This is a genomic window from Nocardioides sp. B-3 (assembly GCF_024703895.1).
Classification (GTDB): Bacteria; Actinomycetota; Actinomycetes; order Propionibacteriales; family Nocardioidaceae; genus Nocardioides.
The window spans coordinates 479,662-501,703 of the sequence record NZ_CP087968.1; the positions used below are offsets into that span (position 1 = coordinate 479,662).

The 22,042-nt window shown below is 71.1% G+C and carries 26 protein-coding genes and 3 pseudogenes; 12 read left to right on the forward strand and 17 right to left on the reverse strand.

Annotated elements, in window-relative coordinates; genetic code table 11:
• Entirely contained in the window at nt 1-1,290 is a 1,290-nt protein-coding gene (locus LP418_RS03220) for a glycosyltransferase family 39 protein (RefSeq protein WP_257955206.1), read from the reverse strand.
• Between the two features lie 69 nt (nt 1,291-1,359).
• On the opposite strand from LP418_RS03220, the gene LP418_RS03225 reads away from it, so the two are divergent.
• Together LP418_RS03225 and LP418_RS03230 are read left to right on the forward strand one after the other, a co-directional pair.
• Nucleotides 1,360-1,920: a glycosyltransferase family 2 protein gene (locus LP418_RS03225; protein WP_257955207.1), complete on the forward strand. Its 561-nt coding sequence runs from the start codon at nt 1,360-1,362 to the stop codon at nt 1,918-1,920.
• Nucleotides 1,921-1,925: 5 nt separating this feature from the next.
• Nucleotides 1,926-2,261, forward strand: a complete 336-nt coding sequence (locus tag LP418_RS03230) for a hypothetical protein (protein ID WP_257955208.1) — start codon at nt 1,926-1,928, stop codon at nt 2,259-2,261.
• Nucleotides 2,262-2,267: 6 nt separating this feature from the next.
• Here the strand turns inward: LP418_RS03230 and LP418_RS03235 are convergent, their stop codons facing one another.
• Both LP418_RS03235 and LP418_RS03240 read right to left on the reverse strand, forming a co-directional pair.
• On the reverse strand, nt 2,268-2,456 hold the full coding sequence (locus LP418_RS03235; protein ID WP_257955209.1) for a hypothetical protein: 189 nt from the start codon (nt 2,454-2,456) through the stop codon (nt 2,268-2,270).
• A 113-nt stretch (nt 2,457-2,569) separates the two neighbouring features.
• Nucleotides 2,570-3,493 carry a glycosyltransferase family 2 protein gene (locus LP418_RS03240; RefSeq protein ID WP_257955210.1) on the reverse strand — a complete coding sequence of 308 codons (924 nt, stop codon included), beginning with the start codon at nt 3,491-3,493 and terminating at the stop codon, nt 2,570-2,572.
• A gap of 181 nt (nt 3,494-3,674) precedes the next feature.
• Here LP418_RS03240 and LP418_RS32250 point away from each other — a divergent pair.
• The 7 genes and pseudogenes from LP418_RS32250 to LP418_RS03270 form a co-directional block, all read left to right on the forward strand.
• Nucleotides 3,675-4,619: pseudogene (locus LP418_RS32250) on the forward strand (DUF7657 domain-containing protein); the annotation flags it as partial.
• A gap of 706 nt (nt 4,620-5,325) precedes the next feature.
• Nucleotides 5,326-5,535 carry a DUF7654 domain-containing protein gene (locus LP418_RS32255; protein ID WP_442940219.1) on the forward strand — a complete coding sequence of 70 codons (210 nt, stop codon included), beginning with the start codon at nt 5,326-5,328 and terminating at the stop codon, nt 5,533-5,535.
• 166 nt (nt 5,536-5,701) lie between these two features.
• Nucleotides 5,702-5,923: a hypothetical protein gene (locus LP418_RS03250; RefSeq protein WP_257955212.1), complete on the forward strand. Its 222-nt coding sequence runs from the start codon at nt 5,702-5,704 to the stop codon at nt 5,921-5,923.
• A gap of 16 nt (nt 5,924-5,939) precedes the next feature.
• The gene (locus tag LP418_RS03255; RefSeq protein WP_257955213.1) at nt 5,940-6,212 is read left to right on the forward strand and encodes a hypothetical protein; all 273 of its coding nucleotides are present in this window, start codon (nt 5,940-5,942) and stop codon (nt 6,210-6,212) included.
• A gap of 282 nt (nt 6,213-6,494) precedes the next feature.
• Complete coding sequence (locus tag LP418_RS03260) at nt 6,495-6,974, forward strand: hypothetical protein (protein ID WP_257955214.1); 480 nt, start codon at nt 6,495-6,497, stop codon at nt 6,972-6,974.
• On the forward strand, nt 6,907-7,593 hold the full coding sequence (locus tag LP418_RS03265; protein ID WP_257955215.1) for a rhamnan synthesis F family protein: 687 nt from the start codon (nt 6,907-6,909) through the stop codon (nt 7,591-7,593). The genes LP418_RS03260 and LP418_RS03265 overlap by 68 nt, the downstream gene beginning before the upstream one ends.
• Nucleotides 7,484-8,761 (forward strand): hypothetical protein, encoded by a 1,278-nt coding sequence (locus LP418_RS03270; RefSeq protein ID WP_257955216.1) that lies wholly within the window; start codon nt 7,484-7,486, stop codon nt 8,759-8,761. Before LP418_RS03265 ends, LP418_RS03270 begins: the two co-directional genes overlap by 110 nt.
• On the opposite strand, the gene LP418_RS03275 is transcribed toward LP418_RS03270, so the two are convergent.
• The 4 genes from LP418_RS03275 to LP418_RS03290 are packed head-to-tail and all read right to left on the reverse strand — an operon-like array spanning nt 8,704 to nt 11,627.
• Nucleotides 8,704-9,045, reverse strand: a complete 342-nt coding sequence (locus LP418_RS03275; RefSeq protein WP_257955217.1) for a hypothetical protein — start codon at nt 9,043-9,045, stop codon at nt 8,704-8,706. The genes LP418_RS03270 and LP418_RS03275 overlap by 58 nt on opposite strands.
• Entirely contained in the window at nt 8,991-9,755 is a 765-nt protein-coding gene (locus LP418_RS03280) for a hypothetical protein (protein WP_257955218.1), read from the reverse strand. Before LP418_RS03280 ends, LP418_RS03275 begins: the two co-directional genes overlap by 55 nt.
• A complete protein-coding gene (locus tag LP418_RS03285) occupies nt 9,670-11,277 on the reverse strand; it encodes a rhamnan synthesis F family protein (protein ID WP_257955219.1) in 1,608 nt (535 codons plus the stop codon). The genes LP418_RS03280 and LP418_RS03285 overlap by 86 nt, the downstream gene beginning before the upstream one ends.
• Complete coding sequence (locus LP418_RS03290) at nt 11,274-11,627, reverse strand: hypothetical protein (RefSeq protein ID WP_257955220.1); 354 nt, start codon at nt 11,625-11,627, stop codon at nt 11,274-11,276. The genes LP418_RS03285 and LP418_RS03290 overlap by 4 nt, the downstream gene beginning before the upstream one ends.
• A 278-nt stretch (nt 11,628-11,905) precedes the next feature.
• On the opposite strand from LP418_RS03290, the gene LP418_RS03295 reads away from it, so the two are divergent.
• The gene (locus tag LP418_RS03295; protein WP_257955221.1) at nt 11,906-12,097 is read left to right on the forward strand and encodes a hypothetical protein; all 192 of its coding nucleotides are present in this window, start codon (nt 11,906-11,908) and stop codon (nt 12,095-12,097) included.
• Nucleotides 12,098-12,210: 113 nt separating this feature from the next.
• On the forward strand, nt 12,211-12,882 hold the full coding sequence (locus LP418_RS03300; protein ID WP_257956882.1) for an alpha/beta hydrolase family protein: 672 nt from the start codon (nt 12,211-12,213) through the stop codon (nt 12,880-12,882).
• A 42-nt stretch (nt 12,883-12,924) separates the two neighbouring features.
• Here LP418_RS03300 and LP418_RS03305 read toward each other — a convergent pair whose 3' ends face one another.
• From LP418_RS03305 to LP418_RS03315, 3 genes are all read right to left on the reverse strand, one after another.
• Complete coding sequence (locus LP418_RS03305) at nt 12,925-13,716, reverse strand: aminoglycoside phosphotransferase family protein (protein ID WP_257955222.1); 792 nt, start codon at nt 13,714-13,716, stop codon at nt 12,925-12,927.
• A 5-nt stretch (nt 13,717-13,721) separates the two neighbouring features.
• A complete protein-coding gene (gene ppnP, locus LP418_RS03310; protein WP_257955223.1) occupies nt 13,722-14,027 on the reverse strand; it encodes a pyrimidine/purine nucleoside phosphorylase in 306 nt (101 codons plus the stop codon).
• A 108-nt stretch (nt 14,028-14,135) separates the two neighbouring features.
• A complete protein-coding gene (locus tag LP418_RS03315) occupies nt 14,136-16,109 on the reverse strand; it encodes a TIGR03960 family B12-binding radical SAM protein (RefSeq protein WP_257955224.1) in 1,974 nt (657 codons plus the stop codon).
• 148 nt (nt 16,110-16,257) lie between these two features.
• Here LP418_RS03315 and LP418_RS03320 point away from each other — a divergent pair, with 148 nt between their 5' ends.
• Nucleotides 16,258-17,217 carry an endonuclease/exonuclease/phosphatase family protein gene (locus LP418_RS03320; protein ID WP_257955225.1) on the forward strand — a complete coding sequence of 320 codons (960 nt, stop codon included), beginning with the start codon at nt 16,258-16,260 and terminating at the stop codon, nt 17,215-17,217.
• Nucleotides 17,218-17,296: 79 nt separating this feature from the next.
• Here the strand turns inward: LP418_RS03320 and LP418_RS03325 are convergent, their stop codons facing one another.
• The 7 genes and pseudogenes from LP418_RS03325 to mreC form a co-directional block, all read right to left on the reverse strand.
• The gene (locus LP418_RS03325) at nt 17,297-17,677 is read right to left on the reverse strand and encodes an FtsW/RodA/SpoVE family cell cycle protein (RefSeq protein ID WP_257955226.1); all 381 of its coding nucleotides are present in this window, start codon (nt 17,675-17,677) and stop codon (nt 17,297-17,299) included.
• 94 nt (nt 17,678-17,771) lie between these two features.
• Nucleotides 17,772-18,284: pseudogene (locus tag LP418_RS03330) on the reverse strand (FtsW/RodA/SpoVE family cell cycle protein); the annotation flags it as partial.
• A 198-nt stretch (nt 18,285-18,482) separates the two neighbouring features.
• Nucleotides 18,483-19,514 (reverse strand): penicillin-binding transpeptidase domain-containing protein, encoded by a 1,032-nt coding sequence (locus LP418_RS03335; protein ID WP_257955227.1) that lies wholly within the window; start codon nt 19,512-19,514, stop codon nt 18,483-18,485.
• A gap of 415 nt (nt 19,515-19,929) precedes the next feature.
• Nucleotides 19,930-20,442, reverse strand: a pseudogene (locus LP418_RS30235) (penicillin-binding protein 2); the annotation flags it as partial.
• Nucleotides 20,418-20,606: a hypothetical protein gene (locus tag LP418_RS03345; RefSeq protein WP_257955228.1), complete on the reverse strand. Its 189-nt coding sequence runs from the start codon at nt 20,604-20,606 to the stop codon at nt 20,418-20,420. The pseudogene LP418_RS30235 and the gene LP418_RS03345, both read right to left, overlap by 25 nt.
• Nucleotides 20,606-20,833: a hypothetical protein gene (locus tag LP418_RS03350; RefSeq protein WP_257955229.1), complete on the reverse strand. Its 228-nt coding sequence runs from the start codon at nt 20,831-20,833 to the stop codon at nt 20,606-20,608. The genes LP418_RS03345 and LP418_RS03350 overlap by 1 nt, the downstream gene beginning before the upstream one ends.
• Nucleotides 20,834-20,872: 39 nt before the next feature.
• A complete protein-coding gene (mreC, locus tag LP418_RS03355) occupies nt 20,873-22,039 on the reverse strand; it encodes a rod shape-determining protein MreC (protein ID WP_257955230.1) in 1,167 nt (388 codons plus the stop codon).
• Between the last annotated feature and the right edge of the window lie 3 nt (nt 22,040-22,042).

The window sequence follows — 22,042 nt, forward strand, 5'->3', positions numbered from 1 at the left end:
TCATCTCAGGCCGCAATCGTGTCGAGGGAGAAGATGGCGGGCAGGGCTGCGTAGAGGACCAGGAACAGGAACGCGAGCGCGACCGCCGCACGCGTGCGCAGCAGGAGCGCCGCCGGGGCGAGGCCGATCGGGGAACACCGCGAGTCCGTAGCGCACGTGCACCCCGAACTGCTGCTGCGTCGTGACGAAGACGATGACATCGAGGACCACCGCGCCGAGAAGGGCGCCCGGGAGGTATCCGGGAGCGAACTGTCGCACGTAGGCGGGCAGGTCGGGGATCAGGCCGGCCCGGGTCACCATGGCCGGGCCGCCCAGTGCCAGCACGAGCCACGCACCGGGAGCCACCGGGCCGGACTCTCCCCAGCTGGAGAGGAACTTGACGCTGTCCCGGGTGACGTAGAACCAGTCGAGGCGCTCGACGACGAAGTTGCCCGGCGGCGGGTGATCGGCGATGCGGGTGGCCGACAGCAACCACTGGTGGCCGATGAGGAGACCGACGGTGGAGACGGTCAGCACGACGCCGCCCACGACGGCGCGCGCTCGCGCACCACGCTCGATGGTGTTGGGCCACAGCACCACGGCCGCGAGGGTGATCCCGATCGCCACCGCCGCGACGACGTTCGACCCCTTGACGCCGACGATCGCCACGGCCGCCAGCACCAGCACCCAGACCGGCCACTCGCGCCGGAGGTAGCGCAGGGTCGCCGGGGCGGCGAACGCCCCCACCGGGATGTCCGGGGCGTGCGGCGTGACCTTGGTGTACTGCTGGAGGAAGACCGGCACCGGGACGACCGTGCTCGCCACCACCAATGACGCCGCCCGGCCGGTGCCGAAGGCACGCGTCAGCAACCACAGGGTCCACATGCTCAGGCCGGCCCACACGATGCCCACCAGTCGGGCGGCAGCCGGGCCGTCGTCGACGACGCCCGACTTCTCCAGCGCGCCGGCCATGAGCCCGGTGGCGACGAAGTAGGGCACCGGATCCGAGGCGGCATAGTTGATCAGCACCTCGGGGTTCGGGCCCGGGCGGCACGGTGGCCGGGTGGGCTCGCCCACCCCGGTGACACCGCGGCAGGCACGAACCACATGGGCCCATCGCGAGACGGCCTCTCCCTCGCGCATGAAGAGGTGACCCTGCGCGACGGCGTGCACCCGGTCGGCGTACTGCAGCTCATCCAGCACGCTCAGCGGCTTGTCGTTGACGGCGCGGAAGCCGACCAGCGGTGCCGCGACCAGCACGAACGCGATCAGCAGCAGTGCCTGTCGCTGCCATCCGCTGAAGCCCTGCATGAATGGATTCGGCACCGGCGCAGTATCCCCCAAGGTGCATTGCACCCGGCGTTGGCTAGCGTTCGGCCCATGTCCGGCTCCCCACGCATCACGTTCGCGATCCCCTACTACCGGGGTCGGGACTACCTCAGCGAGGCCATCGGCAGCGTGCTGGCGCAGACCGTGTCGGACTGGCAGCTGTTGGTGGTCGACGACTGCGGCCCCGAGCCCGCCGACGACGTCGTGGCCGCCTTCCACGACCCGCGGATCACCTACGTGCGCAACGAACGCAACCTCGGTCTCGCCGGCAACTGGAACGAGTGCGTGCGCCTCACCACGACACCCCCGGTGACGATCCTGCACGGCGACGACCGGCTGCTGCCGGACTACGCCGCCCGCGTGCTGGCCGCCGCAGAGGCCCAGCCCGGCGTCACGGTGCTGTTCACCGACACCGTGAACATCGACGGGGACGGCGCACCGACCCGCACCCCGGCCGACATCGTCAAAGGGCTGCTCCCCGGCGCAAGGGCGACCACGAGCTCGCGGGCGACGACGACCTCGCCGGGCTGCTGGCCGGGAACTACATCGTCTGCCCGACCATGTGCCTACGTCGCGATCTCGTCGGCGACGCACCGTTCGATGCGTCGCTGAAGTTCGTGCCCGACTGGGAGTTCACGACGCGCGTGCTGATGGAGGGTGGCCGGCTGTTCGCCGTACGCACCCCGCTGCTGGAGTATCGCCGCCACGGCGGCAGCGAGACGTCGTTGCAGACCGAGGACGCGTCGCGCTTCGTCGAGGAGATCGCCTTCCTCAAGCAGCGGGAGGCGGAGCTGGGGTCCCCGGGATGGGCCGCATCGACCGGGTCGGCACGGCGTCGGATCACCGTGCGCGGGCACCTCTTCGTGCTCGCGACGCTCGACCTCGTGCGCGGGCAGCGTGCTGCCGCGCGCGCCAAGTGGCAGGTGCTGCGCGCCGACCTGCGTCGACGCTGAGGAGGCTCAGACCTCGGTGGTCTCGACCTCGGGCTCGGGGTGCACGACCCGGATGCGCAGCAGCGAGAGGAACAGGCCCGCCATGATCGTCTGCGCGCCGATGATCAGGCTGAGCATCGCCGGCATCACGCGGCGCACGCTGTCGGACGGGTCGAGCGCACCGAAGTCGGAGCCACCCCACCAGACGAACGACACGACCAGCCAGACCAAGGCCGAGCACGAAGATCACCACGCCGGCCACCGTGAGGTTCTCCGGGCTGAGGCGGCCCCGGAGCGTCCGGAACCGCTGACTCGCCGGCAGGAACCCTTCATGCAGGGCATAGACCTTCGACAGCAGGAAGAACAGCACGGCTCAGGTAGCCGACGACCGCGATGGCGGCGGCGTAGAGCATGGTGCCGATGTCGAGGCCGAACTCCCCGATGGACACCGGGCCGGCGAGCAGGACCGCCGTCGCGATCAGGCCGAGCGCCGTCAGCAGGAGGCCGGGGTAGAAGAACACCCAGCGCGGGCTGTAGAGCATCAGGAAGCGCAGGTGGCGCCAGCCGTCGCGCCAGCTGCGCAGGTGAGGCGGGCGGCTGCGGCCGTCCTTGCGCAGGGTCGTGGGCACCTCGACGATGTGCAGGCCGGAGAGGGAGGCCTTCACGACCATCTCGCTGGCGAACTCCATGCCGGTGGTGCGCAGGCTCAGGGCGGTGATGGAGTCGCGACGGAAGGCGCGCAGCCCGCAGTGGAAGTCCTTGACGGGGGCGTTGAAGAACAGCCGTCCGACGAGCGACAGCACCGGGTTGCCGAGGTACTTGTGCAGCGGGGGCATGGCGCCGGGCTCGATGCCGCCACGGAAGCGGTTGCCCATGACGAGGTCGGCGCCCTTGCGCAGCTCGTCGACGAACGGGCCCGGGCCCTCGAAGTCGTAGCTGTCGTCGGCGTCGCCCATCGCGACATAGGTGCCGTGAGCGGCCGCGATGCCGCCGATCAGCGCTGCGCCGTACCCCTTCTCCGGGACGTTGACCACACGCGCGCCCTCGTCGAGGGCGATCTGCTGCGAGCCGTCGGTCGAACCGTTGTCGGCAATGATCACCTCGCCGACGACTCCCGAGGTGGCGAGGAACGTCAGCGCGTGCCGGATGCACGTCGCGAGCGTCTCGCTCTCGTTGAGGCACGGCATGACGATCGAGAGCTCGATCGGAGCAGTCTCGTCGACGGGAACGGGGACGGGCGCACTGGCAGACACCCGAGGAGGATAGGAGACGAGCGGCCTCCGTGGGGATTCGGGAGGCTCACGCGCGCCCCGGGTGCCGACGCCCCGGTTGGACCGGGGGGCGCCTCGGTTCACTAGTCTCAGCCCTTTGCACCAGTGCACCGGGGGTGCTCCGACGCGCACCCACCACACCGAGAACGCGGGGCAGGCAGACATGACTCAGGTCGACGTACCCGAGGTCGGCGAACCTCCGGCAAGCCCTCCCCGGAGGCCGTGGGGCACCATCGCCGGCATCGTCATCCCGCTGGCGCTCTACGTGATCGTCGTGCTGAGCGGCGCGTCGCTGTCGTCACTCGGTGTCGCCAGCATGCGCGAGGAGCCGACCGCCCCGCTCGGCACCCAGTGGGGCGAAGCGCGCGACATCCGCTCCGACGAGTACTTCACCCAGTCCTCGCAGGAGCTCGCCGTCCCGGCGACCGGCCACTCGACCCACTCGCTGCTGGCCCGCGGCCCCGACATCACGTTCCGGGTCTCGTCCGGCCAGCTCGCGGAATCGGTGCTCTTCACGGAGAACAACCTCCTCCGCCTCGGCCCGTGGCTCCCGGACGAGCAGCTGTTCGCCGCCGTTCGCGGTTTCTCCTTGCTGTTGCTGGCCCTGACGCTGCCACCACTGCTACGACGCTTCGGTGCCACGACGCCCACGGCCCGGCTCGCCGTAGGACTCACGATCCCGGCGCCGGTGAGCCTGTGGTGGTCGCTCACGCCCGTCCGGCTGATCTCGCACGCGAGTGCCGGTTGCCTGTTCCTCCTCCTCGCGCACGAGCAGTGGGTGCGTGCCGCAGATCGAGGTCGTACGGCGCTGCGCCGGACCGGCGCCTCGGCGCTCGCCGCCGCCGGCGGCATCATGTTGGCGCGCTTCGCCACCAACTACGTCCCGTGGTACATCACCATCGGCCTCCCGTTGGTGATCGCCACCGGGCTCTACCTCGTCCGCGAGGCACCCCGCCGCCCCGCCTTCATCGTGCTCGGAGCCGGCGCGGCCAGTGGTGCGGCCGTGCTCGGCGCGACGCTCTGGCAGAACTGGTCCGCCATCGAGGCGACACTCAACACGCTCTACCCCGGCCAGCGCCGCGAGACCGGCGTCATGGCAGACGCGTGGGCGATCTTCGGCACACTCGGTCTCTACCGCCTCCAGGGACGGCGCCGCGCCGGTGATCCTGAACCAGCCGGAGATCACGTCGGCGTACACGCTCTGCGGAATCTGGGCCCTGTGGCTCCTGCGCCGTGGTCTGCCCGACGCCACGCCACGGATGCGCGCCGCCGCCCGGGGACTGGCGCTGACCACCGGTTTCTGGGTGCTCTGGTGCACGGTCTCGTGGGGTTCCTTCGGGGCCAGCCTGCCCGGCATCAACCTCGTCCCCCCGGGCCGTGCGGCCCAGTCCGTCGGCTTCGGCTCCGCGATGCTGCTGGCCGTCGCGCTGGGTCGTGCTCCCAGATCCGGTCGCGTCGCCGCCCTCGTCCCGGCCGGACTCTGCGTCGCGATCACGATCGTCGGGCTGCTGGACCTGCAGGAGATCCTGCCGGCCCTGTCGACGACGGCGGTGGTCGTCGCCTGCGCGATCGTGGCGGCGCTGGTGTGGCTCCTGACCGTGAGCCCTCGTGCGCTGCCGGTCGCTCTCGCCTGTGTGGTCCTCGCCTATCCGGTCGTGCACATCAACCCCGTGCTCTTCGGCCTCGGCGACATGCGAGACAGCAACGCCGCACAGCTCGCCGACGGCCTCGGGGACGAGGCCCGCGCCCACGGCGAGTTCATCGCCGCCGACTCCCCGGCGACCTCGGCGCTGCTCGTGGCCAACGGCGCCCCGATGCTCACCGGCTGGCAGATCAGCGGCCCCAACGAGGCGCAGTGGCACAAGCTGGACCCGACCGGGAAGTACGAGGGCGCCTGGAACCGGGGCGCGAGCTACCTCACCATCCTCTTCGAGCAGGAGCGCACGCCCGAGCCAGTCGTGGCCGCGCTGTTCGCCGACGTGATCCGGTGTCGGTGCACCCGTGCGAGCTGCCGGAGTCGCTGAAGGTCGGCTGGATCGTGACCTCGACCCGGCACCGCGGTGGCTGCCCGGACTCGGAGCAGGAGTTCCGCTGGAGCGGCCGGGACCAGTTCCTCTACTCCATCCGCGTCGGCGGGGACACCGCCGACGACGCCGACAGCCGGGAAGGACAGCGCTAGTGTCTGGAGCCATGTCAGACGATCTCGAGAGCGATCTCGGCCTCGCGCGGCGCGAGCTCAAGTGGGTCCGCACCGACCCGGAGCACGTGACCGAGGCTCTCCAGCGCGTACGCCGCCAGCGGGCCCGGCTCCGGGAGCAGTCCGAGGCACTTGCCGCGGGTCTGGCGGCTGAGCTGTCAGCGGCCTACTGGCGCGACCGGGGAGTCCGGTCTCGGGCGGCTGCGACGGCGTGACCCGGAGGCAGAGCTGGTGCGCGAGGTCGAGGGCAACGCGCGATTCGACGCTGGGTGGTACCTCCGTCAGAACCAGAAGGCGATCCTCGAGCAGCGCCTCTCCCCTGCCCTCCACCACGTCCGCCACGCCAACGAGAAGCGGCTCGACCCCGGCGAGGGGTTCAGCACCGGTCGCTACCTGCTGCGCCACCCCGAGGTCGTGGGCAGTGGACTGCCGGCGCTCCTGCACGCCGAGCGGAACGGCCAGCTCGACGACGGCACGGTCGTCGTCGACGCGAGCGAGGACTGATGCTCGACCTCGACGACTACCGCACCCGGTGGCTGGCGTTCTGCGAGCGGTTTCTCGACTCGGACAGCGCGGAGCGACGACGCCCGGCCGCGGAGGCCGTCGAGCGCGGACTGCCACCCGGCGAGCCGTCCTCGGGCTTCGACCCGAGTGCCGTGGACCGGGGTCGCGCCGAGGGGGCCGTGATCCTCGCCGCCGGGCTGTTCGACTCGCTCGGCTACTTCCAGCACAACCCCGACCTGTTCTGGAACCTGTGCGGCTCCCGGGGAGGAGCTCGAGCACTTCGTGCTGCGGGGCTGGAAGGAGCTGCGGCACCCGACGGCCGATTTCGACATGTGGAGCTACTGGTGCGAGCACCTCGACCCGACGCGCGAGGACATCAACCCCGTCGTCCACTACGCGGTCGAGGGTCGCCGCGCCGGCCTGTCCACGTTGCCGCGACTCGAGACCCTCCCGGAGCCGGAGCCGCCGGGGCCGGACTACGCACCACGCCGCGTCTGCCTCTTCGCCGGCTACGACGGCGACGGGGTCATCGACGACACGGTGGTGGCCTACCTCGCGGACCTCAGTCGCTTCGCCGACATCTACTACCTCGCCGACTGCGAGCTGGCCGACGGCGAGCTCGAGCGGATCGCTCCCCACACCAAGGGCGCCCGGGGGCATCCGCCACGGTCGCTACGACTTCGGCTCCTACTCGATGCTGGCCAAGGAGCTCGTCGGCTGGGACGTCATCGACTCCTACGACGAGCTGATGCTCGCCAATGACTCGTGCTTCTCGGTGCAACCGCTCGACCGTGTCTTCGCCAAGATGGACGCGACCACCTGCGACTGGTGGGGGCTGCAGGCGACGTACGACGACTTCGACGACCGTGCGTTCCAGAAGCTCGGGCGGCGCCTCGGCCTCGACGAGGTCGGCGAGCAGATGCGCGAGCTGTCGCTGTGGCGCTACTCCGACTTCATCCACGTCGGCTCCTACTTCCTCTGCTACCGCCGCCGTGTGCACCGGGACCCGCGGTTCCGCAAGCGGCTCGACGACGTGGCGTCGCAGTCGGAGAAGGTCACGATCATCCTCAAGTACGAGATCGGTTTCTCGCGGCTGCTGATCCCGGCCGGCTTCAAGCTGGCCACCTTCGTGGACGGGATCCCGGCCTACCACCCGGTCTACCGCGCCTCGGCGTTCGACCTGATGCGCGAGGGCTTTCCCGCTGCTCAAGCGCCAGCTGCTCACCGAGAACCCGTTCGAGACGCCCGACCTGCACCGGTGGAAGGATCGCGTGCTCGAGGCCGCGCCCGGGGCCGACGTGGAGGCGATCGACCTCAGCCTGCGACGGACGGCACCGCCGTGGAGCCCGGTCCGCAGCTTCGGCTTCCGCACCCGCCGTGACGGCACGGTCCAGCCGCCGGGACACATCGGCCCGACGGAGTTCGCGGACGAGGACCGTTGGGTCCCCACGTTCGACCACTGGTGGGTCTTCCCCGCCGACCCGCGCACGGGCATCCTGTCCGGGCCGGTGCGCGCCGTCTTCGAGGAGGTCCGCGACGACCCCTCCGTCAAGAAGATCGTGCTGCTCGGCTCGCGGGGCCTGAAGATCGGCGGCGACAACGTCGCCGTCGTCGCGAGCGAGAGCGCGGCCGGCCAGATGTACGGCCTGCGCGCAGGCACGTTCCTGTGCACCATCGGGCCGCGAGCCGACGTCAACCACCCGCTGGGACGCCGGCACCATCGCTTCGTCGACCTCGGCCGCCCCACCGGCCTGCCGCCGGACCTCGTCGCCCTCGGTGGGCAGGGGCTGCACGGTGAGCGACCCATGCCCGACGCGTCGTACGACGCGCGCCTGACGCGGGCAGTCGTCACCTCCTCCGACGCGGGGAGCGCCGCGGCCGACCAGCACTTCCCCGACCTCGACACCGACGGTGTCTGGGCGATCGGATCGCCCCGGGTCGACCTGCTGCTGCGCGACGAGGACGCTCTCTCCCCGGAGCTGCGCGGAGAGCTCGCCACGTTGCGCGGGTGGCTGGACGGGCGTCGACTCGTCCTGCTCTCGCCGAGCACCGGGCGCGAGCTCGACCTCGCCGCGGTCGCTCGGTGGGCCGGCCAGCGTGAGTCCGAGGTCGTGGTCGCGGTGCTGCCGACCTCGGGCGCGCTGCCGCGCGTGCCGCCGCCCCCGGTGGACCTGATGGACACGCGGTTCCCGGAGGCGACCGTGGGACTCCGCGTGCCGCCGGTCGCGGAGATGGTCTGGCGACTGGCCGACGTGCTGGTCAGCGGCACGCCCGCCGACCCGGCCGACTTCTCGCCTCTCGGCAGGCCGGTGGTCGCGGCCCCGGGCACGAGCGGCCTGCCCTTCGCCGTACCAGCCGACACCGAGGCGCTGCTGACGGCCGTCGAGACCGCGCGCGACGCCGATCCGTCCTACCTCGCCCGGGGGCAGGGTCTCCACGCGCACTCCGACGGACACAGCGCCGCCCGGTTCGTCCGCCGCCTGAAGCAGACCTACCTCCCCCGGGAGGAGTGGCTCTCGGAGACCGAGATCGTGGTCAGCGACGCCTGAGGCCCCGCAGGCGGTGCACGAACCTGCGCGCCGCCGCCCCGTCGAGCGGCGGAGCGTCGTGGGGGCACGGTCACGTCCCGGCGGGCGAAGCCGCCGGCCGCGATCCTGACCAGCTCGGCCAGCAGGGCGGCCGCGTCGGCACACTCCGTGGGGCGCGCCCAGCCCTCGTCGGGCAGGGAAGCCGCGTGATCGCGCGCCGATCCGGTCAGCCGCAGCAGCGGGGCACCGGTCACCAGCGCGTCGAGGGCTCTCGGGTCGTCGTCGGTGACGACGGCCGAGGCCACCCGGTGCACGGACACCTCGGAGGTGACGGCGCGGTCCGACAGGTCCACGAGGTGGGGCAGGTCCTGCTCGAGCAACGCCCGCGTCCAGCCGTCGGCACGGTCGGGTCTGGGGTCCCGGACCCCCACGACCACGTGGTGGTCGCGCGCCCGGGCGGCCAGTCCGGCCGGCACCTCGCGCGCCGGGCCACGAGCCCACCACACCACCAGCGGTCGGCCGGCCAGTGACTCCCGCAGCCGCTCCTCGTCCGCCCGGACGTCGGGTGGCAGGTGCTCGGGGCGCGAGCACGAGGTGGTCGTGGCGGGGCAGGCCGGTCACCCACGGGCGATCGAGCCCGAGGTCGGGGGACGGTGGCGACCCGGACCAGCGCCTCGCCCTGCGAGCAGGCTGCGAGTCCGCTGAGCCGGGCCCAGTCAGCGTCCACGTCTCCGTCCCCGGCCGAGCCGATCGGCAGCACCGGCAGGCCGACACCGAGGTGGACATAGGCGTGACGCGAGCGCGGGAAGGTGAACGGATAGGCGACGTCCGGGGTGTCGTCGGCCAGCATCAGGCCGCAGCGCACCATCGCGGCCTGCCCGTCGGGGGTGTCCATCGGCACGATGGTGACGCGCTCGCCGGCGAGGGCATCAGCGTCGGCGAGGGGGCGGCCCCGGGTGAGCACCACCTTGTGCAGGCTCGGGTCGTCGCGGACCTCCTCGAGGACCGCGCGCATGCCGGGGTCCATCCGCCCGGAGGCCGACACCGGGAAGGCCCACCAGTGGTCGAAGCTCGGCGTCTCGCGATCGAGCCGCCTCAGGCCATAGCCCCGGGTCGCCCGCACCGGGATCTGCCGGCGTCCGTCGTCGGCCGGGTGTGCGGCGTACGCCTCGTGCAGCATGGCGGGCGACGTGACGCGCTCGAGGTGGGAGCGCATCGCCGTGAACGGCGCGTCGGGCACGAGCGGTCGCAGCCGCTCCTCCCACTGCTCCGGGTCGGCGACGTGGCGCGGGTTCTCGCCGAGGTAGTTGCGCTTGACCAGCGGGAAGCCCCGCTCGACGAGCTCGAAGAAGTGGCGCCCGTAGAGCGGGTGGAAGGCCCACAGGTCGGGCAGGAAGGTGTCGAAGTCGAAGCCGGCGTCGAGGAGGTAGCGGCTGATGCCGACCTCGTACTTGTGGATGACGAGCCGCTTCTCCTCCTGTCGCGCCACCGTGTCCGGGGCGGAAGCGGAAGCCGGGGTCGTCGAGGACCGGCCTGCGGAAGGCGAGGAAGTAGGAGCTCAGGTGCACGAAGCGGTCGTCGGTCCAGTGCCGCGGCCCGATGAAGCGACGCTTCGCCTCCGCGAGCGGGATCGGCGAGTCGTCGCTGATGTAGGACTCGTCGTGCTCCATCGAGGTGGCCTGCAGGCTCCACCAGTCGCACGCGCGCGTGTCCATCTCGGCGAAGACGTCGTCCAGCGGGCGCAGGAGGTAGCAGCTGTCGTTGGCGAGCACGACCTCGTCGTACGGCGCCAGCCGCTCCCACCCGACCAGCTCGCGTGCGAGCAGGGAGAACGAGCCGAAGTCGTACGCGCCGTGCGGGACGCTCCGGGCGCCTGCTGTGACCCCGGCGAGCCTGTCGAGCTGCCCCGGCCCGAGCACGCCGTCGGCGAGGTAGAAGACATCCGCGTGGCGCGACAGCTCCGTGAGGTAGGCGACCACGGTGTCGTCGACGAGGCCGTCGCGGTCGTGGCCGGCGAAGAGGCAGGCACGTCGGGGCTTGCCCGCCAGCGTGGTCGGCTGCCTTGTCTCCGTGGGCGTCGGCACTGGCGAAAGACCGTCGTGCCGACCGCGGAGGAGGAAGTGGAGCAGGGGATTGACGGTGTCGTCGGTGGGGTCGAGGTGCTCGGCCCAGTAGGACCACAGGTCGAAGCGCAGGCTCGGCGTGCGCAGGCTCCGCCAGCCCTCGTCGACGAAATGGCGGACGGGGTCGGTGCCACGCCGCAGCCGGTGCTGGAGGGCGTACTCGTCGGCGTCCATGAAGCCGCTCGCCGCCACCACCGCGCGTGCGCAGGCGCCCTGCACCGCGTCGGGCGGCGGTGCCGGGTCGCCGTCGACGATGGGCGGCAACCCCTCGGCCAGCGCCGTCGCCACGAGGGTCCGCGCCTCGTCGGTGTCGCGTCGCGAGGCCGCGCGCCAGCGGCGGGCGAACCTGAACCACCGGCGCCGGAAGTCGGCCACCTCGGCCTGTCGCAGACCCAGCTCGTCGTGCGTGCTCAACGGGGCTTGGGCGGGTAGGCGTCCGCGCCCTGCGCCTCGGGCGTGAGCAGGAAGTGGACGAGCGGGTTGATCCGCTGCTCGACGGCGTCGGGGTGGTCGATGAGGTACTGCCGCACGTCGAAGCGCTCGCTGGGGTGCCGGACGGGGTAGTAGGGGTGGCGCAGGAAGTGCAGGGCCGGGTCCTCGCCGAGCTCGACCACGTCCGGGTAGCTGCGGAGGTACCACGCCGGGTCCCACAGGACCGAGTCGCGCAACAGCTCGAGGTGCACCTCCTCCTCGCGCGTCGGCGCGTTCTGGCGACCCTTCAGCAGCGCACTGCCGCGACCTCGCCCGGCCGAGTCGATCCGCACCCGTGCGGCCAGTGCCTCGGAGAGCGAGCGCGCAGCGCGATCGGACTGCTCGCGGGCGGCGAGCAGCTCGGCCTCCCGCTCCGCGACCCGCTCCTGCGCCCGGGCGCAGCTCGGCGAGCTCGGCCCGCGCGGCCGCCAGCTCGGCCACGAGCTCGGCGGGGTCAGGCTCGGGGCGGTGCGCAGTCACGTGCGCGACCATATCGCGGCCCGTACATTGACCCCGTGACGCTCGTACGGCGACTCGCTGCCTTCTTCATGTCGGGCGCCCTGCTCACCGCGTGCACGACGGCGGAAGCTCCTTCCCCGGAGCCCACGACCCCGACATCCACCGCCTCGTCGTCCGCGACTCCGACTCCCGCTCCCCCGCCGGACCCGGTCTCGATCGCGGCGTTGCAGGCCACCACGCATCGGGGCTCACTGCTGCGGCTGGGCGCCGTGCGCGAACGCACCGCGGCGTACACCTCCTATGACGTGACCTATCGCGCGGTGTCCGGGCGGCGGGCGTTCACGATCAGCGGGGTGCTCAACGTCCCGACCGGTCCCGGCCCGTTCCCGGCGGTGGTGCTGGCGCACGGCTACATCGATCCGGCGATCTACGTGCGCGGCCGGGGGCATGACGCGCGAACGTGGCGTGTTCGCGAGCCGCGGCTACGTCGCCCTGCACGTCGACTACCGCGGGCATGCCGAGTCGACCGACGACCCGCGCTCCGACCGCGACCTGCGGCTCGGCTACTCCGCCGACGTGATTGCCGCGGTGAAGGCGTTGCGTGCTTCTCCCGACGTGCCCGTCGACGACGACCGGATCGCGCTGATGGGTCGCTCGATGGGCGGCGGGGTGGTGATGAAGGCGCTGATCGCTTCGCCGGGGTTGGTCCAAGCGGCGTCCCTCTGGGCGTCCGTGTCGTCGCTCGAGGGCGAGACCTTCGACCACTTCATCAGGCGCGACGACGACTCCCGTGGAGCCGCGATCGTGACGGCACACGGCCTGCCCGAGGATGAGCCGGACTTCTGGGCGGCCGCCTCCGCCCGGCCCTACCTCTCGACCATCACCGAGCCGGTGCTGATCGTGCACGGACGCGTCGACGACACCTGTCCCCCGCGCTGGGCGCGCCCACCACCCGGCCGCCATGCAGCGAGCCGGGGTCGACTCGACGCTCGAGTGGTACGACGACGGGCACGCCTTCGGACCGGCGTTCGCCGCCGCGATGGACCGCACGGTCCGCTACTTCGACGCCCGGCTGTGATCAGCAGCTGACGTCATGAGACCCGGCTGTTCGGACAGCCGAGCTCCATGACGTCAGCGAAGTAGCTCGAGCACGTGCCGCGCCCGGTCCTCCGACGAGCCCGCCGGGTTGCGCTTGAAGCCGCCGTTGCCGGGCAGCAGCATCATCAGCCAGAAGCAGGCGAGCAACGTCCGGTGCACCGCAAGCCGCTCCCGTTGCGAGGCGTCGAGGTCGAGGGTGTCGAGGAGGGCGTCCACGTCGAGGCTGCGGGTCAGCCGAGACGACGCGTGCTCGACCACGTCCGCGATCTCGTAGGTGAGGTCGGAGGCGCCGTACTCCTCCCAGTCGATCAGCCGGCACACCTCGCCGTCCCAGAGCACGTTGTCGAGGTTGCCGTCGCCGATCGCGATGACGCTGTCGACGCGCGCGGGCAGATGCACAGCTGTCAGCCACTCCACGGCGCGATCCGTGGCCGTCTTGACCGTGTCCGGTTCCTGACAGGCGGTGAGGTCGTAGTCCTCGGCCAGCCATTCGCGTACGTGGTCCCGCATCGCTTGCGCTCCGTTCGCGCGCTCCGCCGAGTCCTCCGGCACGGGTACGGCGAAGAGCCGGCGCAGCGCGTCGGCGAAGGCCTTCGACTGGGCGGCGCTCAGCGTGCCGGTCAGCGGCTCGCCGGGGACGAGGGACATCACGACCACGGGCCGTCCGTCCTCGACCTCACGTGCGATCGGGGTCGGCGCCGGGCCGGGCGACTCACGGGACAGGTGCACCAACCCCGCCCACTCCCGCTCCGGCTCGCGGTCGTCCCACGAGACGTAGCACTTGCGCACGACCTCGCCGGTGACCGTGACGTCGTGGGTGTGCACGATCCTCAGCCGTAGTGGCAGACGTAGCTCAGGGTCTCGAGCACCTCGATGTCGAAGGAGGAGTCCCCCGGCACCGAGAACGACTCGCCAGCGGCGTAGGACGTCACCTCTCCGTCGAGCGTGACCCGGCAGGAGCCGGCCTCGATCTCCATCACCTCGGGTGCCGCGGTGCCGAAAGTCAGCCTGCTCGGGAAGATGACGCCCGCGCTCTTGCGGGTGCCGTCGGCGAGGTGGAACGTGTGGCTGACGCACAATCCGCCGAAGTAGACGTTGGCGGCGGTGTCGAGGGTGACGTTGTCGATCGAAGGCATGTGCACATCATCGAGCACGGGTCTACTTCCGCGCCGCCACGCTGTTCACTGTGGACTTGATGTCATCAGCAGGTGATACCAAGTCCACAGCCAGTGAGCGAGTGGAGGTCAGACGACGGCGAGCGGGAGCAGCCGCTGGCCCGTGGGCCCGATCTGGATCTCGGTGTTCATCTCCGGGCACACGCCGCAGTCGTAGCAGGGCGTCCAGCGGCAGTCCTCGATCTCGACGTCGGAGGAACCGTCGGCGACCGCGAGGGCGTCCTCCCAGTCACCCCACAGCCAGTCCTTGTCGAGGCCCGAGTCGAGGTGGTCCCACGGGAGCACCTCGTCGTAGTCGCGCTCGCGGGTGGTGTACCAGTCGACGTCGATACCGGTCCCGTCGAGCGCAGTCGACGCTGCGGACATCCAGCGGTCGTAGGAGAAGTGCTCGCTCCAGCCGTCGAAGCGGCCGCCGTCGCGCCACACCTGCTCGATGATGCCGCCCACCCGACGGTCGCCGCGGGACAGCAGTCCCTCGACGATTCCGGGCTTGCCGTCGTGGTAGCGGAAGCCGATGGCGCGGCCGTAGCGCTTGTCGTCGCGCACGGTGTCGCGCAGCTTCTTCAGGCGCATGTCGGTGGTCTCGTGATCGAGCTGCGCGGCCCACTGGAAGGGCGTGTGCGGCTTCGGCACGAAGCCGCCGATGGAGACGGTGCAGCGGATGTCGTTCTGGCCGGTGACCTCGCGGCCCTTGGCGATGACCTTCTTCGCGAGGTCGGCGACCTGCAGCACGTCCTCGTCGGTCTCGGTGGGCAGCCCGACCATGAAGTAGAGCTTCACCTGCCTCCAGCCGTGGCTGTACGCCGCAGCGACGGTGCGGATCAGGTCTTCCTCACTGACCATCTTGTTGATGACCTTGCGCATCCGCTCACTGCCGCCCTCGGGCGCGAACGTCAGGCCCGAGCGGCGACCGTTGCGGGAGAACTCGTTGGCCAGCGTGATGTTGAAGGCGTCGACGCGGGTCGAGGGCAGCGAGAGCGACACGTTGGAGCCCTCGTAGCGATCGGCCGGGTCCTTGGCGACCTCGGCGATCTCGGTGTGGTCGGCGCTGGACAGAGACAGCAGCCCGACTTCCTCGAAGCCGGTGGTGCGGATGCCGTTCTCGACCATCGCGCCGATCGTCTCGATCGAGCGCTCGCGCACCGGACGGGTGATCATCCCGGCCCGGCAGAAGCGGCAGCCGCGGGTGCAACCGCGGAAGATCTCGACGGAGAAGCGCTCGTGCACGGTCTCGGCCGGGGGCACCAGCGGCTTGCGCGGGTAGGGCCAGGCGTCGAGGTCCATCAGGGTGTGCTTGGCGACGCGGAACGGGATGCCCGGACGGTTGGGCACGACGGCCTCGATGGTGCCGTCGGCGGCGTACGCGACGTCGTAGAACTTGGGGACGTAGACCCCGCCGCTGACCGCGAGGCGGCGCAGCAGCTCGTCGCGGCCCGAGGGCTCACCCTCGGCCTTCCACTCGCGCACGACCTCGGAGATCGCGAGCACGACCTCCTCGCCGTCACCGAGCACGGCGGCGTCGATGAAGTCGGCGATCGGCTCCGGGTTGAAGGCGGCGTGGCCGCCGGCCAGCACGATCGGGTCGTCGTCGGTGCGATCGGCCGCGTGCAGCGGGATGCCCGCGAGGTCGAGAGCATTGAGCATGTTGGTGTAGCCGAGCTCGGTGGAGAAGCTCAGGCCGAAGACGTCGAAGGCGCGCACGGGACGGTGCTGGTCAACGGTGAACTGCGGGATGTCGTGCTCGCGCATCACCGCCTCCATGTCGGGCCACACGGCGTAGGTGCGCTCGGCCACGATCCAGTCGCGCTCGTTGAGGACCTCGTAGAGGATCTGGACGCCCCGGTTGGGCAGGCCGACCTCGTAGGCGTCGGGATACATCAGCGCCCAGCGGACCGTCTGGCCACCCTCCGTGGAGGCGCCGCAGTCCCAGTCCTTCAGGGTGGAGTTGAGCTCACCACCGACGTACTGGATCGGCTTCTGGACGGACGGGAGCCGGGACTCCAGCTGGGGGAAGACCGATGCCGGGGAGACAGCGACGGACACGGGGACAACACCTCGAGGTCTGGCAGGGGAAGGAGCAACCGCCAAGGTTACGCCGGAAGTGGGGACCACGCGCAGTTCCCGAGCGGACTGCGGCACACTTCTCCCCGACAGCCATGCGGTGCACGCCAGAAGAGTCCCGGGGGAAGCAGTGACCAAGCGCGAGAACCTCATCCGCGCCGGCCTGCTGCTCCTCGTCCTCGGCATCATCGCGACGCTCGTCGTGCTCGACCGAACGCGAGGCGACGACCGGCCACAGGCCGAGCCGACGCAGACCGCGTCGCCGAGCCCGACCGGGACGGTCGTGCCGCTGCCGACCGACAAGCCGGGCAAGGGCGAGACCGACGTGATCCCGACGCCGCCGCCCGGCATCGAGGCGATCGCCTGCGAGAAGCTGCAGCAGTCGGTGGAGATCCGCGTCGTCGACTTCAACACGCACCGCTCCTACGGCGGCATCGGCACCGTCGCCGCCGAGATCAAGGCACTCGACCCCGACATCGTGCTGCTCCGGGAGATCGACCGGTTCAAGGGCGGCACGGGCAACATCGACCGGGCGGCCTACTTCGCCGAGGCGCTCGGGATGAACCACGCCTTCGGCGCCAATGTCACCGCGGGCAACGGGGAGTACGGCGTCGCGATCCTGTCGCGCTTCAAGATCCTCAGCTCCGAGAACTACCACCTCCCCAACGGCCCGGGCGGCGAGCAGCGCGGCCTGCTCGGTGTGGGCGTCGAGATCGGCGGGCAGGAGGTGCGGATCTACAACACGCACCTGCAGAACAAGATCGTCGGGCTGCGCGAGGCCCGGGCGCGACACGTCGCCGGCATCCCGGCCAACGAGGAGAACCCGGTCATCCTCGGTGGCGACATGAACGCCACGATCAACACCCCGACGCTCGGCGCGCTGACGGCTCAGCTCGTCGACGCGTGGACGGTCGGCTCCGGCGCCGAGGGCACCGGCCCCAACGGCTCGCGGATCGACTTCCTGCTCGCCAGCCCCACCATCGTGCCGCAGCGCGCGGCCGTGCTGCGCTCCTCGATCTCCGACCATGCACGGTTGTACGCCGATTTCGTGGTCCCCGCCTCGACGGACTGTCCCAAGCGGAGACGGTGAGTGCCCGACGAAGTCGGGAACTCACCATCGGCGCGCAGCCACGCAGCCGCTACGCGGCAAGGGGAAACCGGTCTCAGCCCTAGCGGCGGACCAGCACCCGCGGTGTCGCGAGCAGCCGGGTCGGCAGCGCCGCCGAGGAACGCAGGTGGATGTTCTGGAGCAGGCCGAGCGCCAGCATGCCGGCGAACATCGAGCTGCCGCCGTACGACACGAAGGGCAGCGGGACTCCGGTCACCGGCATGATCCCGAGGCACATGCCGATGTTCTGGAAGGCCCGGAAGCCGAACCAGCAGGCGATGCCGGCGGCGGCGATGCGGCCGAACATGTCGTCGGTGTCGGCCGAGATCGCGAGCGCGCGCCAGATGACGATGGCGAGCAGCGCGATCAGCAGGCCCGCACCGACCAGCCCGAGCTCCTCGCCGGCGACGGTGAAGATGAAGTCGGTGTGCTGCTCGGGCACGAAGCCCGAACGGGTCTGGGAACCGTCGAAGAGGCCCCCGGCCGAAGAGTCCGCCGTTGCCGACGGCGATCCGGGCCTGCTCGGTGTTGTAGCCGGCACCGCGCGGGTCGAGGCCGGGGTTGGTGAAGGCCATGAAGCGGTCGACCCGGTAGTCCTTCAGCACGCCGGCGGAGACCGCGACCGCCGCGGCGGCGATGCCAGCGACGCTGAGGCCCATCAGCCAGCGCCGGTCGGCGCCGGAGACCGCGAGGACGCCGAAGACGGTCGCCGTGAGGACCAGCATGGTGCCGAGGTCGGGCTGCAGCATGATCAGCGCGGCCGGGATGCCGGCGATGACCAGCATGCCGATCACCTCGACGGAGCGGACACCGCGGCGCCAGCGGCCCTCGGTGCGCTCGGCGACGAGCAGGGCCATGCCCACGACCACGGAGAGCTTGGCGAACTCCGACGGCTGGATGGACATGCCGCCCAGCTGGAGCCACGAGCGCGAGCCGTTGATCGTCGACCCGGCCACCAGCACGAGCGCGAGCCCGACGATCGACCCGAGGTAGAACACTGGCGCGATGATCCGCACCCAGCGGTGGTCGGTGGCCATCACCGTCACCATCAGCACCCGGGCCGATCGCGACGTTGACGAGCTGCTTGGTGAGGTAGGCCGTGGTCTCGCCGCCGGTCAGGTCCTCACGGGTCGAGGTCGCCGACCAGACCAGCAGGGTGCCCATGACGACGAGCGCCAGCGCCGCGACCATCAGCAGCCAGTCGAGCCCGGGCGCCTTCAGCGTGGTGCGACCGGAGGTCGGCGTGCTCATCGGGTCTCCTTCACGGGCGGCAGGATCGACCCGTCCTCGAGGAAGGTCGGCAGCGCCTTCGGGGCCACCACGCCGGGGATGGCGGCCTGCTGCGGCACCACCTTCTCCCCCTTGACGCCGTAGAGGGTCTCCCAGATCTTGCGGATCGCGTCGCCGGTGGAGCCAGACCCGGTGCCGCCCCGGCTGATCATCATCACCACGACGTAGTCCTCGGTGTAGGACGCGACCCAGCCGGTCGTCTGCTTGCCGACGACCTCCGCGGAGCCGGTCTTGGACCGGACCACGACGTCGTCGAGCGGGAAGCCGCCCATCTTCCAAGCCATGGTGCCGACCCGGGTCACGCCCTTCAGTGCCTCGTCGATGTAGTCGAGGAGCTTCGTGGGTACGTCGACCGAACCGGTCTTGCGCGGAGCGAACCGGCGCAGCACCTCACCGCTCGGGCTGACCAGCGCCTTGGCCACGGTCGGGGCGTAGAGCGTGCCGCCGTTGGAGATGGCGGCGTAGGCACGGGCCAGCTGCAGCGGGGTGACGATGGTGTCGCCCTGCCCGATGGCGAAGTTGGCGGCGTCACCGGCGCGGTAGGCGTAGCCGTCGATGCAGAACTCGCGCGCGAGCTGGTAGACGTAGTCGCTGGTCGCCTTGGTCTGCGGCTTGGCGGACAGGTCGCAGTAGTAGTCCTTCATCGACTCGTAGTAGTCGCGCTTCCACGTCCGGTCCGCGATCCGGCCGGGTGCCTCGCCCGGGATGTCGATGCCGGTGCGACTGCCGAACCCGAAGGTCTGCGCCTCCTCGACGAGGGGGTCCCTCGCGTCGACGTCGGCCTCGTCGCTGCCGAACTTCTGCCAGTAGTGGTAGCCGACCCGGTAGAAGAAGGTGTTGCAGGAGACCTCGAGCGCCTTGGCGAAGCCGATGCTGCCGTAGGAGCCCGACTCGTAGTTCTTGAAGACCCGGTTGCCGACTCGGAACCCGCTCGGGCACGGCAGGCTGGTGTCCGTGCCGTAGCCGTTCTGCAGCGCCGCGGCCGTCATGAACGGCTTCCACGTCGAGCCGGGTGCGAACTGGCCCCCGGGTGGCGCGCGAGAGCAACGGCGTGCCGGCCTCCTCGGAATAGAGCCGCTCGAGCTCCTTGGTGGTGATCCCGCCGACCCAGACGCCCGGGTCGTACGTCGGTTGGCTGGCCATCGCGACGACACGGCCGGTCTTCGCCTCCAGCACCACGGCGGCGCCGGAGTCGGCTTCGTACTTGCGCCCGGTGACGGTGTCGAGCTGGGTCCGCTGGTAGGCGATCCGCTCGGCCAGCTGCTTCTCCACGACCCCCTGCACCTTGGCGTCGATGGAGGTGACGAGGGTGTCGCCGGGCGTCGCCTCGATCGTGCCGTCGTCGCCGAGCACGCGCCCCATCGAGTCGACAGCGACGCGCCGATAGCCGGGAAGTCCGCGCAACCACTCGTCGTACTGCTTCTCGATCCCGGCCCGCCCGACGCTCGAGGCGGCGTTGAGCGACTGGTCGTCGGCGTCCTGCGCTGCGTCGTGCTCGTCCTCGGTGATCGGCGAGAGGTAGCCGAGCACGTGTGCGAGGTTGACCCCGAACGGACGCGGGTAGGCGCGGACGTTCTGCTGCTCGGCGACGACGCCGGGGTAGTCCTCCTGCTGCTCGAGGACGCGCAGCGCGACGTCCTTGCTCACGTCACTGGCGACCGGGACGGGCTGGTAGGGCGAGCCGTTCCAGCAGGTGCCGCGCATGCTGCCCTCGTGGCCGCAGGTGATGAGCCGTTCCTCGATGTCCTGCGGAGCCTCGTCGACCACCACGGCGACGCGACGGATCAGCTCGGTGCGCTGGCGCTCGCCGAGCTTGTCGACGAGGTTGCGATCGATCGAGATCACCCGGGACGTGCGATTGGCGACCAGCGGGCGGCCCCGGTCATCGACGATCAGGCCGCGCTGCGGCTGGACCACGACGTCGCGGACCGACTGGTTGGCGGCCTGCGCCTCGGTAGCCCTCGCCGCCCACGACCCGGAGGTAGTAGAGCCGGACGAAGAGCGTGGCGAAGAGGGAGAAGACGAGCGCCCTGGACCACGACGAGGCGCAGGCGGCTCTTCTGCGAACCGGAGACGGCCATCAGGCGGTCGCCGCCTTCGGATCGAGCGGTGCGAACAGGCGCATCAGCGGCGGCAGCACGAACGGGGTGAGCAGCACGTCCCACAGCACGGCCACGACGATGACCAGCAGCAGGTCGGGCACCGAGCCGCTCTCGCCCAGCAGCAGCCCGGTAAGCGCGAAGATCGAGGTGCCGACGAAGGAGGCCGCGGCGACCGTGCCGACGACGGCGGTGGCCGTCGGCTTCACGTCCCGGCGCACCCGGGCGGCCGGGGAACGCCACCGTGGTCAGCGCCAGCGCCCAACGTCCGGCGACGTGGTCGGCGGGCGGGACGAGGTCGAGGGCCACGCCCGCGGCGAAGCCGAGCAGCATCGCCGAGGGGGCGTCGATCGTGAGCGCAGCGGCCACGACGACGAGCAGGCAGAGGTTGGGGACGATGCCGTGCCACGCGAAGTGCGGGAACAGGGAGACCTGAAGGACCAGTGCCGCGGAGATGGCCGGGGGCAGCGACGACCACCCGGAACCCGGGTCATCGCAGCGCTCCGTCGGCCTCGATGACCGCACGGTCGCTGGTCGTCCCGGTCGGCACCATCACGCCGACCACGTCGAGCGCGGAGAAGTTGACGAACGGCTCGATCACGGCGCGCTGGCTGCTCCCGATCAGGCTGGTGTAGACGTCGGTGACCCGGCCGACCGGGACGCCGCGCTGATAGGGCCCCCTCGGCACTCCCCCACGTGACGACCGTGTCGTGCTTGGCCGGGACGACCGCGTCGTCGACGAGGTGCAGCTCGAGCTCGTCGTCGGCCAGCGAGCCCGGGCCCTTGACGAAGCCGATCTCCGGGCTCGACCCGACCCGGCCGCCGACGTTGGACTCCTTGTCGATGATCAACAGCACCGTCGCCGTGGTGCGGGTGACGCGCAGCACCCGGCCGACCAGTCCATCGTTGTTGATGACCGTCATGTCGGGGCCGATGCCCGACTGCGAGCCGGCGTCGATGGTGACGGTGTTGCTGAAGGACTGCGACGAGCCGTAGGCCACGACCCGGGCCGGGACCGGGGGCCCGGCCGAGGCTCTCGGCGGACTGGGTGAGGCCGTCGTACTCCTCGAGCCGGTTCCTGGTCCCGGGCCGGCGGTCGCGACCCGGCTCCTGAGGTCGGAGTTCTCGGCCTCGAGCTTGCGGACCTCGTCGCTCAGGGAGCCCTTCGCGCGGAACCAGCTCGGGACGGCGGTGAACGGGCGGATCACGGCCGCGGCGCCCGACTCGACCGGGCCGAAGGCCTCGCCGAGCACGCGTCGGGCCGGCTCGACCGGGGAGTCGGTGCCACCGTGGAAGTCCGGGGTGATCAGGGTGACGCTGGCCGGGACCAGCGCGACGAGCAACGACCGTGGCGGTCGGTTGCGCGAGTCGAGTCGGTCCATGCCGCGCCAGCGACGTTCGCGGCCGCCTGTCACGCC